The sequence below is a fragment of the Actinoalloteichus hymeniacidonis genome (genome assembly GCF_014203365.1).
Taxonomy (GTDB): Bacteria; Actinomycetota; Actinomycetes; order Mycobacteriales; family Pseudonocardiaceae; genus Actinoalloteichus_A; species Actinoalloteichus_A hymeniacidonis.
Map to the genome: position 1 here is coordinate 6,240,624 of NZ_JACHIS010000001.1, position 16,335 is coordinate 6,256,958.

The window sequence follows — 16,335 nt, forward strand, 5'->3', positions numbered from 1 at the left end:
CCCGCAACCCGGGCCCCGCATGGTGTGGGTGGCCACGACGCCCGACGAGGACCGTCGTACCCGAGAAGCGGACCCGCCGCCGGTCTATCGGGGCCCGCCGTCGTATCCGGCCCCGCCCCGGTGGGGCCTGCCGCTGCTCGGCTGGCGGGCACCCACCTCGGTGCCCGCCATGGCCCCGCAGTTCGGCGACGCCGACACCAGGGCGCGGCTGGTCGCGATCCCCGCGACACGTGCCCTGTGGGCGACCACGGTGATCCTGCTGTTGGCCGCCTTCGCCGAGGCGTGGCGCTATGCGCTGCTCGTCATCAGCGCCGACAACGCACTGCGGCTCCAGACGGTGCGGCTCTCCGACACGGCGGTGCAGACCGGTGCCCTGATGTCGGTGATCCTGGGGATCGGCTCGGTCGGTATCGGTTTGTTGTGGTTGCTGCGCGCCAGGCAGGCGGCGGCCGAACTGGCCGGGGTGCGACCGTCCCGACCCGCCTGGCAGGCCACGATCGGTTTTCTCATCCCAGGGATGAACCTGGTGGTGCCCGGTTCGGTGCTCGCCGAACTCGAACACACCGCGGCGCAGCGTCCCGCCGATCAGCGGCCTCGCCCCAGCAGGTTGGTGCGTACCTGGTGGCTGTGCTGGTCGGCGAATCTCGTACTCGGGGCCATCGCCTTCCTCTGGCAGTTTCGCAGCGGAGCCCAGAACATGGCCGATGGCGTACTGATCCATCTGGCGCTGAATCTGACGGCGGCGGCGGTCGCGGTGCTATCGATCCAGGTGATCCGCCGGGTGTCGTTGTTCCTCGACCCGGTCGATGTCCGCAACACCGCGCGGATGCGGGTGGTACGGGTCGAGGGCGATCCGTCGACGGTCGAGCGGCGAAAGAGACCGGCCGACCAGGCGCGCTGATCGACCAGCGCGCCGGGGTCGAACTACTTGATGAACTTGGAGCGTCGCCGGTCGGCCAGCAGCTTGCCGTTGGTCTGGCAGGTCGGGCAGTACTGGAAGGCGCGATCCGAGAACGACACCTCGCGGATGGTGTCCGCACACACCGGACAGGGCAGCCCGGTTCGGCCGTGCACCCGCAGGCCGGACCGCTTCTCGCCTTTCAGCCGCGCCACCTCGAGCCCGATCGACCGGTGCACCGCATCGGCCAACACCGTCTGGATCGCCTCGTGGAGTCGGTCGATCTCGATCTCGGTGAGCCGACCGGCGGTCGCGAAGGGTGAGAGCCGCGCAACGTGCAACACCTCGTCCGAATAGGCGTTGCCGAGACCGGACAGCACCGACTGGGTGGTCAACACCGTTTTCAACCGCTCGGTGCGCCCGGACAGCAGCTCCCCAAGCTGCGCTCGATCCAACCCCGGCGCATCGGGACCCAACTGGGCGATCGGCGGCACCTCGGCGGGGCTGTGCACCACCCAGACGGCCAAGCCCTTCCGAGTGCCCGCCTCGGTGAGATCGAAGCCAGGATCCGAACCGGGCGGGCCGAGGTGCACCCGGACGGCCAAGGGGGAACGGCCCGGCCTCGGTGGTGCGGCGGGCAGGGTGTCGGCCCAGCGCAACCAGCCCGCCCTGGCCAGATGCACCACCAGGTGCAGGCCGCCGCAGTCGAGATCGAGGAACTTGCCATGCCGCTCGACGTCGCGGACCTCCCGGCCGTGAAGCTCCGTCCACGGCGGGGAGGCGGTCTTCAACGCGGCGAGCGACACGATGTCGACCCGCGTCACCGTGCGTCCCACCGCGTGCTCGCGCAGAAAGTGGACGATCGCGGCGATCTCGGGCAGCTCCGGCACCCTGCCAGTGTGGGCCCGACGCGGCGCTATGGCAGCGCCGAAGACCCGACACCGCACGGCCGGATGCATTCCTGCACGCCGCCGGAAGAGAGCCGAGCGGTCGGGTGATCAGCTCGCGGTCTGATCGACCGGCTGCAACACCCCGTCTTGATCGGGCTCGGAGTACACCTCGATGTGCCTGGACACCTTGGCCGTCTCCTGGCGCACCAGGAACACCCCGCGCACCACACCCGCCCAACGTTCGGAGGGATGCTCGTCCCCATCGCCCTGGGTGTCGGCGACCAGGGTCCACGGCCTGCGCAGTACCCAGCGGGCCGGGAAGAAGACGATCACCAGGAACAGCGCGAGGATCAGCCAGGCCGGGATGTAGACCTCCGGCGGGCGCCAGAACAGCAGCAGCAGAACCAGCGAGCCGAGCACGACCGACAACAGGATGCCGGGGCCCCGGCCACCGCTCACGTCGTGTTCGAACTCATCGAGTTGCATCGGATGAGTCCACTCCATCTGACTCTGGATGTTCCACATCCGACCGTCGGCGCCGCGTACCACTTTGTTCATGCCGCCTCCTAGCGGACTGTGGCGGCAGGAACCACCCACCACCAAGAGACAACGAAAACGAACCGATCCGACTACCGAGGGTAGGACCCACCGTACCGTGTTCCCGGGCCCGCGCCCAGATTCCGAGGTCCAGCGCGGCGATCTCCCCGGCGATCCCGCCGAGCACGACACATCACCTGAGACGGGCGGGTCGACTCGCCGGCGAGTGGGCGAGATGGGTCTGCGGTGATCCCGGGCGGTTGTCGACCCGGTTTGGGAAGCGGCACCCGGAGGGGCTAGACTCATCCCACCGCGAGGGGCTCGCCCCAGACCGGTGCACAACGGCTTCGCGAAGAGGCCCACAGACGAATAGCCATCGCTTCGATGGCAGCACAATGCGGACGTAGCGCAGTGGTAGCGCATCACCTTGCCAAGGTGAGGGTCGCGGGTTCGAATCCCGTCGTCCGCTCGCGAAGAGGCCCGATCGAATGCGATCGGGCCTCTTTCCTTTTGTCGATGCCGGTGTCCGCCGCAAAGTCGATGGACGTCGCCCCTGCGCAGTCTCACGACCCGCAGGGACGACGGCCACCTCCGCTCAGCGAACCTCGTAGGCCGCGATCAACGTCTCCGTATAGGAATTGCCCGCGCCCTCGTCTGCCGCGTGCACTCGGAGCGAGACCGATCCGGCCTGCTGGCCGGGCACTGTGACGGTCCAACCTTGCTCCGCCGCTGTGACGACGGCGTCCTGCCAATTCTGGCCGTCGGTGGCGAACTCGGCCCGCAACTCCGTCACGCCGGAGGCATCGGCGGTCGAACCGGCTTGGTATCCGGCCGTCACGCCGAAGGTGAGGTCCTCGCCAACCGGCGCGGTGTGCAGCAGACTCAACGCCATGTCGTAACGAAGGTCGATCAGCGGCAGCACCTCGGGCTCACCCTCGACCGGACCACTGCGAAAGACCCAGTCGCCGCGATATCCGGTACCCACGCGCAGACCAAGTAGGTCACGGTCGGCCTGCACGGACAGCCGGTGCTCGGCATCCGATCCCGGCACCGAGAAGGTGCCGAGCCCCGGTGTGCTGGTGCGACCGGTCTCCATGCCGTCGCTGGTCAACACCGTCTCGCCGATGTTGGTCCATGGCTCGATCATGCCGATCGACCCGTTCGCGGAGTTCGCCTGGAACACCGGGAGGGAGATCCGGACATCGTCACCGGTCCGCCCCGCTAATGGAATCGGCTCGCCGGTGACGGCGTCATAGTGCGGAACGCCCAAGTCCACACCGTAGGGCCCGGAGAACAGATCGAGCTCGTAGTCGCTGCCTGCCTCATAGCGGGTGGTCACCGTTTCGTGAATACCAACCGGCCGTTGATTGTCATGACTGATTGTCGCGTTGTGGAACCACTCCAGACCTGGAGTGAGGTAGACGTCCTGTTCCAACGGGGCATAGGGAAAGGCCTCCATCCCTATCAGACCGTCGCCGGTCTCAGCGAAATGAGCCACACTGACCACGGCGATATCCGAGGCGGGCGCATGAATCCGCATGCGAACCCGTGCCAGGTCCGCCGTGTCGTGAGACCAGTGAACCCCGGCAGGTAGTCCGGACCCATCCGTCTCGTCGTGCAGGACATAACTGGCGGGACCTTGTTCTCGACCGGTGATGGTGAACTCGGTCGGCCCCTCGGCGATCCTCGAAGTCAAGGCGTCGTCGTGGTCATTGGCGTTCAGGACTGGAACTCCCCAGGCCGAGTCATATGTCACGGAGCCATAACGAAGGATGATGGCAACGGCTCCTGCTTCGACCAGCTCGGTCACCCTTGCCTCGGTCTCCAAGTCATCAACCGGGAGGTACGGCACGGTCAGCAATGCCATTGCGTCGGCGACGTCCACCGCCGTCGGGTCTTCCGCTTCGCCGACGTCAACGATGGGCGCGGTCAGCTCGCCGATGAACCGAGCATCGGGATTGTTGATTCCTCCGAAAGGGAACATATCGTTCATGTCGAAGACCAGCGGTTCTGCATCGTTGGTCATACCGGTCAAAACCGGCCGCTCCCAGAACGTGTCGGCGAACATCCCGAGTCCGTCGACCGGCCCACTGGGCACCACGAAGTCGCGACCGGGGTGCACAGCCCCGCTCAGCGTTGCAGGCACTCCGTTCTCCGGCTCAGAACGGACACCGAGCCTCGTACCGAAATTGCTGGCCACCAATCGCTGTTCGGGATCGTCGACCTGCACCTCCGCCGGCTCGCCGCCGCGTGCGTCCAGGGTGACGGTGCCGTTCTCGTCGAGTTCGACATCCTGCGCCAGATAGGTGAAGAGGTTCTCGCCGTGCACCTCTCCAACGTCGACCACCTGGGCGATCACCCGATATCGGCCTGCGGGCAGCAGCGTGCCGCTATCCAGCCACTGCGACGCACCCGTCTCGAGGTTCTGTACGACAACGGAGGCCCTGTCCGCCGGTTCACCGGATCTATCGATCGCGGAGTAGTCGAGCGAGTACTCCTCCGCGCCGATGTCCGCGCCGAGCGCCACCCGAACCGTCGCACCGTCGACGGTCGTGCCGACGAGCCTGGCGCCCTTCGGTCCGGGCGTGTCGGCCGAGGCCGCGAAGTTCGCGGTGACCGAGACCTCTGCCGTGCCCTGCGCGGGAACGGTGATCGTCGAGACGTCGATGTCGAACAGACCTTCCGGTGTGCCGCCACCACCCGACGCGTCGATACCCAGGTCCAGCTCGACAGGCTCGGGGCCGTCGTTGTGCAACGTCACCGGCATCGTGACCGGCTCGGCCGCCTCGGCGGGAAACGGTGCCTTGCCCAGGGACAACGAAGCGGGCTCGGCCCGAAGTGGCTGCTCCACGGCACGGGCCAGGTCGAGCCGCCCGGCGCCTTGGCCATAGAACGGGACCTCGTCCAACGGCTGCGCCGAACTCATCAGCGCGGACTTCAGCTCGGCCGCCGACCAGTCGGGATGCTGCTGGGCGAGGATCGCGGCGGCGCCCGCCACATGAGGTGCCGCCATCGACGTGCCGGACATCCTGATGTGCTGGTCGTCGACGGGCGCTCCGTTCTGGCTTCCCGCCGACCTGGCTGCCGTGATGTCGTGTCCGGGCGCGGCGATATCCGGCTTGAGCGCCGAGTCGATCACGCGAGGCCCCCGGCTGGAGAACTCGGCGAGCGTGTCCTGCTTGGTCGACGCGGCCACCGTCAACGCGGAATCGGCGGAACCGGGCGAGCCCACGGCGAAATCCGCGCCGAAGTTGCCCGCCGCGATGACGAACAGGACACCGGAGCTGGCGGTGAGTTCGTCGACGGCCTGTGAGAGCGGGTCGCTGCCGTCCGTGGGCTCGCCACCCAGGCTCATATTGATCACCGATGCCTGTTCGTCGACCGCCCACTGCATCCCGGCGAGGATGGCGTCCATCGGGCAACCCTCGATCCCGCACACCGTGCCGTGGAGCAGCTCGGCATCCGGGGCGACGCCTCGATAGCGGCCATCCGAAGCCGTTCCGGAACCCGCGATGGTGGCGGCGACGTGGGTGCCGTGTCCGTCGGGATCGGTCACCTCGCTGCCCGGCTCGATCAGATTCTCGGCTCCGACCGCGTTGTGCGCCAGGTCGGGATGATCGGGGTCGTATCCGGTATCCAGTACCGCGACCCGCACCCCCTCGCCGGTGAATCCGGCGTCCCAGGCCGATGGGGCACCGACCAGGCCGACACTCTCGTCGAGCGAGGGTTGCAACCGCTGGTTCAGCCATACCTTCTCGACCGGCCCCGCTGCTGCGGAGAACTCGTCGGACTCGGGCTCGCCCGCGACCAGCTCGGACCAGAAGTCGACGGCCTCGGCCTTGTCCACGGCCAGCGCGGTGACGCCGAGGTCGGGAAGCGTTCGAGTCACGTCCGCCCCGGCAGGGTCGTCCGCGAAGGTACGCACTCCCGTCTCCGAGGCGGAGAGCAACGAGACGGAGTCGGTATTCGCGTCGCCGAACCCCTGTTCGGCAAGCAGTGAGACGTTGAACAACGCCTCGTCCACCCGATCCGCCCGCAGCATTCCGAGGGCATCCGACGGGTAGACGAAGTGCTCGCCGTTGCGCTGCGACCGGACGAAGTCGACGGTCTCGCGCCCCCGTCCTGGCTCGACGCCTGCCACCTGGACGGTCCCGTCGGGGGCGGTACGAATCGTGACCCGGTCACCGGTGACCAGCGTGAGGGTGCCTGGTGTCCCGGCTCCAGAGTTCCCGGACGGCGCCGATTCATCCGACTGCGCCAGCGAAGCCGACGAGGACACCGTCACCCCCGCCAACCCTAAGAACACGGCAACCGCCGTCAGCACCGCCGAAGGCGGTCTCCAAGATCGTCTTGCGTGCATGCACACTCCTGACAGTTCGCCCGATCGACCGAGCCGATCGCGGACTGCCGGTAGTACGCGGAGTGCACCGTCAAGGTTGCATCACCGATATTCATCCGAGTGCGATGACCCGTCGCTTCCACGCGGCAGGCTCCGAGGTCTTCTCCGCGATCGCCGCCGACCAGGCAACGTGCATCGGCGGCCGTGCGTCTCGGAAGCGGCGCCGGTGACCGGGCGGTCAACCTCTGACGCCTGGCGCAGAGCACAGCCAGGTCGGAGCGGGTGGCCGACGACAGGGTCGATCGACGTGTCGACCTCAGTCCCGGCGCAACGAATGGCGGTCGAGGTGCCGTCACGGGTTCGCTCTAATCTACGAGATCAGGCTAGCGTCGGTTTTTCCTCCGGCGTGAATCGCGAATCAGCCTGGTTGTCGGCTCGCGATGCGGACCGCCCGAAATGCCATCGGTCCGCATCGTTCGTTTTCCCCGCAGGGATTGCCGCCCGCACCGTGTCCACCGCTAGTCCCCTCCTCGCACCGGGCGCCGATGCCACCTCGGCTGCGGACCGATAACGAAGGCGAACCGGTTGATACGTGATCCGGTGGTAAGGCCGCCCGCGTTGCTAGCGTCCCGCCGTTCAGCCGTCCGCATCCGAACTGGAGGTGCTCCGCAGGTGACCAGCCGAGGATCGGGATCGCCTGTCGGAGTATCCGAGAAACCAGCACGTCGTTACCTGTACGGGTTGGATCTGCTTCGGGTGATCGCCACCATGCTCATCCTCTTCCGCCACCTCGCGGGTTGGGTGGCAAGCAACCACCCCGATGACTGGTTGGCGGGCGCCCTCGTCAACGGCTTACTCGCGGAGCCGCTGAGCCTGAACACGAACCTCGGCATGATGGGCCTGACCACGCTGTTCCTGATCAGCGGACTGGTCGTCACCTATGTGACGGCCAAGGAGGAGCCCGGCCAGTTCCTGTTACGTCGGATGGCCCGGCTGTTGCCCGCATTCTGGGTGACGGTGCTCGTGTTCTGGATACTGATCATGGTCGGTGTCTCGCGGGGTGCGAATCAGGATCTGCTGTCGCTGGCCATGAACATCGGCTTCATCGGCTTCGTCGGGCCGCTGGTGCTCGCGGTGACCTGGACCCTGAGCATCCAGCTGACCTTCTACTTCTTCACCGCGGCCACCCTGCGGATCGGCCGCAGCCATGCCTGGTTACCGCCCGTGCTGGGCGCGGTCGCCATCTGGTTCGTGCTCCTGATCGTGACGGACACCAATGTGGATCCCGCCCACCAGATCCGCACCATCGCGACCTACCTGCCGGTGTTGTTCATCGGCCAGCTCATCTCGCTGTGGGCAGCACAACGGCTGGCCGCGCGGACCGCCATCGCGCTCGGCCTCGGTCATGGCCTGCTCTTCGTCTGGGCGGGGATGAATCACGAGTCGATGCCATCGGGCGCCGCCACCGAACGCACCCTGCTGCTGGTCGTGCTGATCACCCTGCTGCTGTTGGGCGCCAAGGGACGTTTCGTCCGATCCAAGTGGATCGCCGCGCTGGCCAAGCGCAGCTATGCGATCTATCTGGTGCACCTCAACGTCAGCTACCCGGTGCTGCGGGCCACGGTGGCCGAGTTGGGCCTGACCCTGGGCATGATCATCGCGCTGCTCGCCGTCGCCGTCGTCACCGAGTTGCTCTACCGCTTCGTCGAGGTACCGGTCTACAACCGATTCCGTCGATGGGAATCCGCACGGGCGGCCCGCCGGGCGGGTGCCGAGCAATCCCAGCGGGCAACGGCATCGGCATCGGCGCCGCCCGCGATCGGATCGGCTGGCACCACGACCGACGTGCAGTCGGACGCTGATCGTCGTCTGCCGTCGTTGGAACCGGTGATCGTGGTGTCGACCGCCGAGCAGGCGATGCCGATGGCGGTGTCATCGGATCAAGCAGGCACCCGGACCCCGTCCGACCGCTCCGAGCCGATCGCAGGCGATAACTCGTCGAACTGATCGGCCCGGCCGAGACCGCTCCCGCCTCGGAGGCCTCGACTCAGGCGCCGAGGCCGACCGGGCACGACACGCCCGTGCCGCCGATTCCGCAGTAGCCGCCGGGGTTCTTGGCGTCGCTCAGGTACTGCTGGTGGTATTCCTCGGCGTAGTAGAAGTGGTCCAGCGGGGCGATCTCGGTGGTGATCTGGCCGTGGCCTGCCGAGGTCAGCGCGGGCTGGTACTCGTCGCGGCTCGCGATCGCCGCCGCGCGCTGTGCGTCGTCGGTGGTGTAGATCGCCGATCGATACTGCGTGCCGACGTCGTTGCCCTGTCGCATTCCCTGGGTCGGGTCGTGCCCTTCCCAGAACACGCGAAGCAGTTCGGGCAACGAGATCGCCTTCGAATCGAAGACGACCAAGACCACTTCGGTATGCCCGGTCCGACCGCTGCAGACCTCTTCGTAAGTCGGGTTAGGCGTACTGCCGCCCGCATAACCGACCGCAGTCGACCAGACACCGTCGGTCTGCCAAAAGATGCGTTCCGCTCCCCAGAAACAACCCATACCGAACACCACGGTGCTCATCCCCGTCGGGAACGGACCGACGATCGTCCGATCCGGAAACACGGTGTGCCGCCCGGAGATAGTCAACGGAGTGTCACGGCCCGGCAACGCCTGGTCAGAACGCACGATCTGCCCCTTGTCTCGACCGAACAACGCCATATCATCACTCTACTCATCCCGAGCCGCTCCGCCGTGCACCCTCGTGCACGCGGTCACCCCCTGAGCTGCTGTGATCTGTTCGGCTTTTTCGATCACCGTTGGTTGTCCGGCAAGAAAGAGCAGGGGTGCGGGATCGGCTCTCGACAACCGGCGATCCGCTGGACAAGATGATCCGAAACAGCGACAGATTGATCTCGATCACATCACAACGCCGCCTGCTTATATCGAAGTTTGAATAGGCGATGAACAACCCGGGGCGTTTCGCCATACAGGTTCCCCGGAAGCAGCGAAGGAGCAACATCATGACCTGGCAGGACGAGTTGCGCAGACTCGATACCGCTCTCGCTGCAGGCGACATCTCGCAGAGCGAGCATCAGGAACAACGAGACGCGGTCCTGTCGATTGCGGCGGGAAGTAGAGCGGGCTCCCCCTTCGACACCCAGCTGACACTCCGAAATCAGCCGATTTCCGCTATCAAGGCCAACACGGCAGCAGCCGACCAGCTGGATCCCGCCAGCCCGGCGCCCGTGATGGCGGCAGCCGACGAGCCGACTCCGACCGCGCCTGCCGAGACCGATGGCGACACACCATCCGCTGCCGAGTCCGTCGCGCCCGAAGCCGAGCAGAAGACCGCCGAGCAGCCTTCCGCCGAGCAGAAGACCGTCGAGCAGGGGGCCACGGAGCAGCCGACGACGGAGGCGGGGGAGAAAGCCGACTCGACGCCCAAGCCCGCTGCCGAGCCGCCGCCCGCCGAGACCACCTCGGTCACCCCGCTGCCGGCCGGCCCGCCCACGATGACCACGCCGCCCACCTCTGCCGATTCCAGCTCTGTCTCCACGACGACGGGAGTGCCCATGGCCGGTTCCACCGCACCGACGTCGAAGCAGGGCACCACCGACGAATCGGCGGACGCGGGCGGCCAGACCCTGGGTGCCCGCCTCGGCGCGGTCATGCAGGACCACCCGAACGTCCATCAGAGCGATCAGGATTCGCTGCCGCTGCCGATGACGACCGACACCATGGCCCGGCCCGGGCCCTATGCGGGCCGCGCCGAGGAGGTCTTCAACGCGCAGAGCGCCCGGCCACGACGCAAGCTCGTGCTCCCCATCGTACTGACGGTGCTGCTGCTGGCGGTGATCGCCGCAGGCGTCGTCTGGTTCATGTCCAACCAATCGACGGCGGACGACACCCAACAGGACGTCAACCAGAGCCAACCGCAGGACAACGCGCCGCCGCCCGCAGCAGGCGATCAGCCCACGCTGCCCACCCTGCCCGGCGAACCGGTGCCCCATCCGGAGGCGATGAGCCGGGACGCGGCGGTGACCGCGGGCGTGCTCGGTGAGACCGAGGCCGAGGTGTTCGGCGAGCACGACGTCACCGAGATCCTGTTCCGTGGTTCGGCGGATGCGGGCAACTCCTTCGGGGTCCTCGTCGGCGTCGCACCCTCCGAGGACGCGGCACTGGCCAGCGCCGAGGCATTGGCCTTCGGGCAGACCGAACTCGGTCTTGAAGCGGTTGCGATGGAGGAACTTCCCGGTCAGGTTCGCGTCTTCGAACAGGTCGGCGAGGAGCAGAGCATCTACCGCGCCGTCTACGTCTCGGGCGTGCACGTCGTCCGCCTCGGGGTCGCCGGTCCGACGAACAACGAAGCGGCACCGGTGGATGCCGCGTTCCGCACCCTCGCCGACGAGACGTTGCAGACACTGGAGCAGAATTAGCCGACGTCCTCGCCTATCGCCTTCGAGTGGCCCGCATCGGACGTAACCGACCAAGCGCCCGGAGCGATACCCCTGCGTTGCTCCGGGGCGGAGTGGCTCCACCGCGAGCCATCCGCGAAGGCAGTCAGCACGATCGGCGCAGTGGCGCCGATGCACGCGGTCACCGCGAAGCGGGTGCTCATCACAGATTGGTGACACCCGATCACAGCCTCATCGGACACTCGGTGGGGCGTGGACAATAGGCAGGCTTGACGTGTGAGGAAAGGGGGTGTCAGGGTGACCTGGCAGGAAGAGGCGCAGAAGCTGGACACGGATCTTGCGACGGGCCGGATCTCTGCCGAGGAATACCGCGCGCGCAGAGACCAGCTGCAGCCAGGCGGTCCATCGGGCACCACAGGCACCCCCCAGAGCACAGGCCGTGAGGCCCCCTCGTCGATGGAGTCGACTCAGTTGATAGGCCCCAATTCAGAGAACGAGCAACGGCAGGGCGGCGCTACCCCTCCGAGCGATGCAACCCAGGTAGTTCGCCATGATTGGCAACAACAACCCGGTGGTCAAGCAGGCCAGAGCGACGCCGACCGCACCCAGGTGGTGCGTGTCAACCAGCCGCCGCAGGGCGGTTATCCGCAGCAGCCGCAGGGCTACCCCGGCCAGCAGCCGCCGCCATCGCCCCCCGGTGGGTTCCCGCAGGGCGGCGGTTATCCCCCGCCCCCTGGTGGTGTGACCCAACCGCCGTGGGCAGGAGGCGACAGCCAACCGCCGTGGGCGGGCTCCGATCTACCCCCGCTGCCGAGCAACTCCTCGGACAACTGGATCCGGCAGGGTCCGGAGGCCTTCGAGAGCGATGGCGGCGGCAAGGGTCCGAAGATCGCAGGGATCATCGTGGCCGTCGTCGTGGTGATCGGTCTCGCCGTCGGCGCCTTCTTCCTGTTCGGCAACAGCTCGAACGAGCCAGAGGCCAGCGGCGGCACCACGCAGGGCGATGGCGATAACTCCGGCGGCGGTGGTAACGACGCGACGGAGGAACCCGAGCCGCCGCGCGACCCGATGCTGCCCGCCGACATCGGCGGTGCGCAGGAACTCGACAAGGCGCAGATCACCGACTACGCCGGGATCCAGGGCATCCGGACCCTGACCGAAGGCGAGGACGAGGCCTTCACCACCGGCGGCGCGACCGACGCCAGGGCCTTGGTCTCCAACTTCGAAGAGGACGGCACCCAGGTCGTCATGTTCGTCGTGCAGATGCCGGATGAAGAGGCGGCGGCCCAGACCCGCGACCAACTCGGGACCCTGCAGGAGAACTACGGCCTCGAGATCCGCGATGGCGAGACCCCAGGCATCAACGAGGCGTGGAACGTGGCCGAGGACGGCGACGAGTCGATGGTCCGTGCGCACTACGTCAGCGAGGACCTGTTGGTCCGCATCCAGGTTCGCGGCGTGAGCGAGAGCACCGTCGTCGAACGGTACGAGGCAGTTCTCGAGGACCAGGTGGTGGCGCAGGTGCCGAATGAGTGATGGCGTGACCGCGGTCGCCTGCACGATCGTCGCGAAGAACTATCTCCCCGCCGCGCGTGTACTGGCGCAGTCGTTCCGCGAACACCATCCCGAGCACGAATTCGTGATCGCGGTGATCGACCGGGAACACGGCGAGGAGCAGGACGAGCACGCCACGATCGTCGGACCGGACTGGTTCGGGATCACCGACGAGGACTATCTGCGGATGGCCACCTCGTACACGGTGATGGAGCTGGCCACCGCGGTGAAGCCCTATCTCCTGCGCACGCTGCGGGAGCGGGCGGACGTCGCCATCTACCTCGACCCCGATATCCAGGTCTTCAGCCCGTTCGGCGAGGTCGTCGAGCACGCGTCGACGAAGTCGATCGTGCTCACGCCGCACACTCTGGAGCCGATCCCGCAGGATGGCCTGGAACCCGATGACGCCGTCATCATGGGCACCGGGATCTACAACCTCGGTTTCATCGCGGTCGGCGCGGGCTCCGAGGGCTTCCTGGACTTCTGGGCTTCCCGGCTTCGCCACGACGCGATCGCCGCGCCGGAACAGCAGTTGTTCACCGACCAGCGCTGGGTGGATCAGGCGCCCGCGTTGTTCCCGCACTACATCTGGCGGGATCCGGGCCTCAACGTCGCGTACTGGAATGTCTGGCAGCGGCCCATCGAGCAGACCTCGACCGGTGGCTGGACCGCCGCCGGTCGGCCGCTGCGGTTCTTCCACTTCAGCGGCTACCGGCCGGAGAAGCCCTGGCTGTTGACGTTCCACTGCGCCCGCAAACCCCGCACCCTGCTCTCCGACCACCCCGCGTTGCGGGCGCTGTGCGACGGCTACGGGCAGGCATTGCTGTCGGCCGGTTACGCGGACTCCGTGGAGTCGGTGCCCTATCGCTACAACACGCTCGCGGACGACACTCGCATCACGCCGATCATGCGGCGGGTGTTCCGGGCGGGCTGGATCAAGTCCGAACGCGCCAAGAAGAAGCCGCCGCCCGCGCCGCCGCACGCCTTCGGTGTCGACGGTGGGCAGGCCTTCCGCGACTGGCTGACCGCGCCCGACGATGCGCAGCAGGCCGCCGCCGGGCTCAGCAGATGGACGATGGCGGTCTGGCAGAACAGACCGGACCTCCAGATCGCCTTCCCGCAGCCCTGGGGTGCCGACGCCGAGGGTTACCGACACTGGTGCGTGAACTCGGGCGTTCAGGAGAAGCAGATCGCCCCGTGGGCCCTGCCGACGGCCGCGCCGAAGACCATCGCGCCGCTGGACCGGTTCGGCGTCAACCTGCTCGGCTACCTGACCGCCGAACTCGGGCTCGGCGAGATGGCTCGGATCGTGCACGACGCGATCAGCCACGCCGACATCCCGATCGCCGCCGTCGTCGAGGACGAGCTGGTCTCCAACCGGACCGACCTCGATGCCCCGGACACGCTGGGCGATCCCCGGTTCCCGGTCAGTCTGATCGCGGTCAACGCCGATCAGCTGCCCGCCGTGAGCTCCACCCATGCCGCCGCGGTCAAGGGCCGCTACCGCATCGGGTTGTGGGCCTGGGAGCTGGAGGAGTTCCCCGAGTCGCTGCACGGCTCGTTCGACCTCGTCGACGAGATCTGGACGGTCAGCGAGTTCTGTCGGGAGGCGATCGCGCGGCACTCTCCGGTGCCGGTGCGCACGATCCCGGTTCCGGTACGCGACCCGGGTGCCCCGATTCGTCGGGACCGGGAAGAGGGCGAGAAGACCCGCTTCCTGTTCGCCTTCGACTTCAACAGCGTCGGCGAGCGGAAGAATCCTTGGGGCCTGGTGACGGCGTTCCAGCGTGCCTTCCCGGATCGCTCCGATGTGCAGCTCACCATCAAGGCCATCAACGCCGCCCTGCATCCCGAGGCGGCCGAACGGCTGCGCTCGGTGGTGCAGGCCGACGCGCGCATCGAGCTGTTGGAGCGCTACCTCCCGGTCGACGAGCTGCGCCAGCTCTACGCGGACAGCGACTGCTATGTGTCGCTGCACCGCAGTGAGGGTTTCGGGTTGACCGTCGCCGAGGCGATGATGTTGGAACTCCCGACCATCTCCACCGACTATTCGAGCACCACCGAGTTCCTGAACTCGGAGTTCGGTTGGCCTATTCCGCACACGATGACCACGGTCGGACCGCGTTGCGAGCCGTATCAGGCATCGGCGATCTGGGCCGAGCCCGATCTGGACGCCGCGGCCAAGGCGATGCGCGAGGTCGCCGACGATCCGGCGGAGGGCCGTCGACGGGGTCGTGCCGCACGGGCCCACCTGCTTCGGACCCGCAACCTCGACATCACGGCCACGTGGATGCGGGAACAGCTCGAACGGGCCTACGCCAGTTGGCAGGGCCGGGGAGACGAACCGGAGAAGCCCACCGAGAAGACCAGTCCGATGGAACCGTTGCGGCAGGCCCGCGAGGCATTGCGCTGGCGGGCCGACACCGAGATGCCCTCGCGTAATCCGCTGGCTCCCGCCATGCGGCGCGCGGTGCTTCGGGCGGTCGACCACTACGACGTCCACCAGCGTCGGGTCCTCGGCGCGGTGACCGACGGCGTCGAGAGCAGCCTGCAGGCCGCACACGACCGGATCGACGACCTCACGGGTCGGATCGCCGAGCTGCACCAGCGGCAGGTCGTCGACGTCGACGAGATCAAGACCGAGGTTCGGACGGTCGCCACTCGCATCGGTGAAGCCCGGCGGGATCAGGACGAGGTCCTGAATCGGCTGGAGACGAAGCTGGACCGGCAGATCGTCGAGTCCGAGCAGATGTGGGCCGATCACGGGACGACCCAGGCTGGGCATACCGAGGAACTGGAGGGACTGCGCAAGCGCGTCGAGGCGAGCAGCGAACAGCAGTTCGCCATGTTCACCGAGCGGGATCAGCGTGCCGACCACCTGGACATCGAACTCGCCCAGGCCCAGCGCGACCTGGAGGCACTGCACGCGCTCATCGCGGCCCGGCACACCGAGATCCCGCCGGGGTCGGAGGTGGTGGTCTGCGACGCGGGCGCGCTGCTGATGCCCGCCGACGAGATCGTCATGCCGTGGATTCGGCATCACCGCAGCTGGGAGCTGGATGAGGCCGAGCTGATCGCCCGGCTGGCGGGCGATGGGACGTTTCTCGACATCGGCGCGCACGTCGGTTACCACTCGCTGCGGCTGCTGACCAGGAACCCGTCGCATCGGGTGATCACGGTCGAGGCGAACCCGACGACGGTCGAGTACCTGCGCCGCAACATCAACGCGAACCTCGCGCCTGCCGCAGCCGATCGCGTGATCGTGTTGCCGGTGGCCGCGTGGGACACTGCGACGAAGTTGTCACTGCTGGCCGCCGATCCCGTCAACAGCGGCGACTATCGGGTGAGCGAGTGGGCCGAGGACCGGTCGGTGACCGTTCCGGCCGTCGCCCTCGGCTCGCAGCCGGAGGTCACCGAGCATCGGATCTCGCTGATCAAGGTGGACCTGCAGGGCCGGGATCACCGGGCGTTGGCCGGTCTGCGCGACCTGCTCGGCCGGGATCACCCGCACGTGGTGTGCGAGTTCTGTCCCGAGCAGATCGAGGAACTCACCGACGATCCGAGGACCGTGCTCGCCGAGTATCGATCCCTCGGCTACCGCATTCGCAGTGTCGCGGGAGTCGAGCAGGTCGATGACGAAGCGATCATCGAGGACGCTCGGGCCAGCAGCACAGGGTTCTCCACCCTCTGGCTGGATCCCTCGGCGCCCTGAC

The 16,335-nt window shown here is 67.4% G+C and carries 9 protein-coding genes and 1 tRNA gene; 6 read left to right on the plus strand and 4 right to left on the minus strand.

What is annotated here, in order from left to right:
• Positions 1-28 precede the first annotated feature (28 nt).
• Positions 29-901 carry a DUF4328 domain-containing protein gene (locus BKA25_RS26845; protein WP_172803709.1) on the plus strand — a complete coding sequence of 291 codons (873 nt, stop codon included), beginning with the start codon at positions 29-31 and terminating at the stop codon, positions 899-901.
• Between the two features lie 23 nt (positions 902-924).
• Here the strand turns inward: BKA25_RS26845 and BKA25_RS26850 are convergent, their stop codons facing one another.
• Together BKA25_RS26850 and BKA25_RS26855 are read right to left on the minus strand one after the other, a co-directional pair.
• Complete coding sequence (locus BKA25_RS26850) at positions 925-1,788, minus strand: Fpg/Nei family DNA glycosylase (RefSeq protein ID WP_069845674.1); 864 nt, start codon at positions 1,786-1,788, stop codon at positions 925-927.
• Between the two features lie 108 nt (positions 1,789-1,896).
• Positions 1,897-2,346: a DUF983 domain-containing protein gene (locus tag BKA25_RS26855; protein ID WP_069845672.1), complete on the minus strand. Its 450-nt coding sequence runs from the start codon at positions 2,344-2,346 to the stop codon at positions 1,897-1,899.
• Positions 2,347-2,722: 376 nt separating this feature from the next.
• Between BKA25_RS26855 and BKA25_RS26860 the strand changes: the two genes are divergently transcribed.
• Positions 2,723-2,794: transfer RNA gene (locus BKA25_RS26860), tRNA-Gly, on the plus strand.
• Positions 2,795-2,920: 126 nt separating this feature from the next.
• Here BKA25_RS26860 and BKA25_RS26865 read toward each other — a convergent pair.
• Entirely contained in the window at positions 2,921-6,610 is a 3,690-nt protein-coding gene (locus BKA25_RS26865; RefSeq protein WP_172803708.1) for a S8 family serine peptidase, read from the minus strand.
• Between the two features lie 726 nt (positions 6,611-7,336).
• Here BKA25_RS26865 and BKA25_RS26870 point away from each other — a divergent pair.
• Positions 7,337-8,671 (plus strand): acyltransferase family protein, encoded by a 1,335-nt coding sequence (locus BKA25_RS26870; protein WP_157420869.1) that lies wholly within the window; start codon positions 7,337-7,339, stop codon positions 8,669-8,671.
• Between the two features lie 40 nt (positions 8,672-8,711).
• Here BKA25_RS26870 and msrA read toward each other — a convergent pair whose 3' ends face one another.
• Positions 8,712-9,371 carry a peptide-methionine (S)-S-oxide reductase MsrA gene (msrA, locus tag BKA25_RS26875; protein WP_069845667.1) on the minus strand — a complete coding sequence of 220 codons (660 nt, stop codon included), beginning with the start codon at positions 9,369-9,371 and terminating at the stop codon, positions 8,712-8,714.
• A gap of 302 nt (positions 9,372-9,673) precedes the next feature.
• On the opposite strand from msrA, the gene BKA25_RS26880 reads away from it, so the two are divergent.
• From BKA25_RS26880 to BKA25_RS26890, 3 genes are all read left to right on the plus strand, one after another.
• On the plus strand, positions 9,674-11,089 hold the full coding sequence (locus BKA25_RS26880) for a hypothetical protein (protein ID WP_157420868.1): 1,416 nt from the start codon (positions 9,674-9,676) through the stop codon (positions 11,087-11,089).
• 591 nt (positions 11,090-11,680) lie between these two features.
• Positions 11,681-12,604, plus strand: a complete 924-nt coding sequence (locus tag BKA25_RS26885; RefSeq protein ID WP_157420867.1) for a hypothetical protein — start codon at positions 11,681-11,683, stop codon at positions 12,602-12,604.
• A complete protein-coding gene (locus tag BKA25_RS26890; RefSeq protein WP_069845659.1) occupies positions 12,597-16,334 on the plus strand; it encodes an FkbM family methyltransferase in 3,738 nt (1,245 codons plus the stop codon). The genes BKA25_RS26885 and BKA25_RS26890 overlap by 8 nt, the downstream gene beginning before the upstream one ends.
• The last annotated feature ends 1 nt before the right edge of the window (position 16,335 follow it).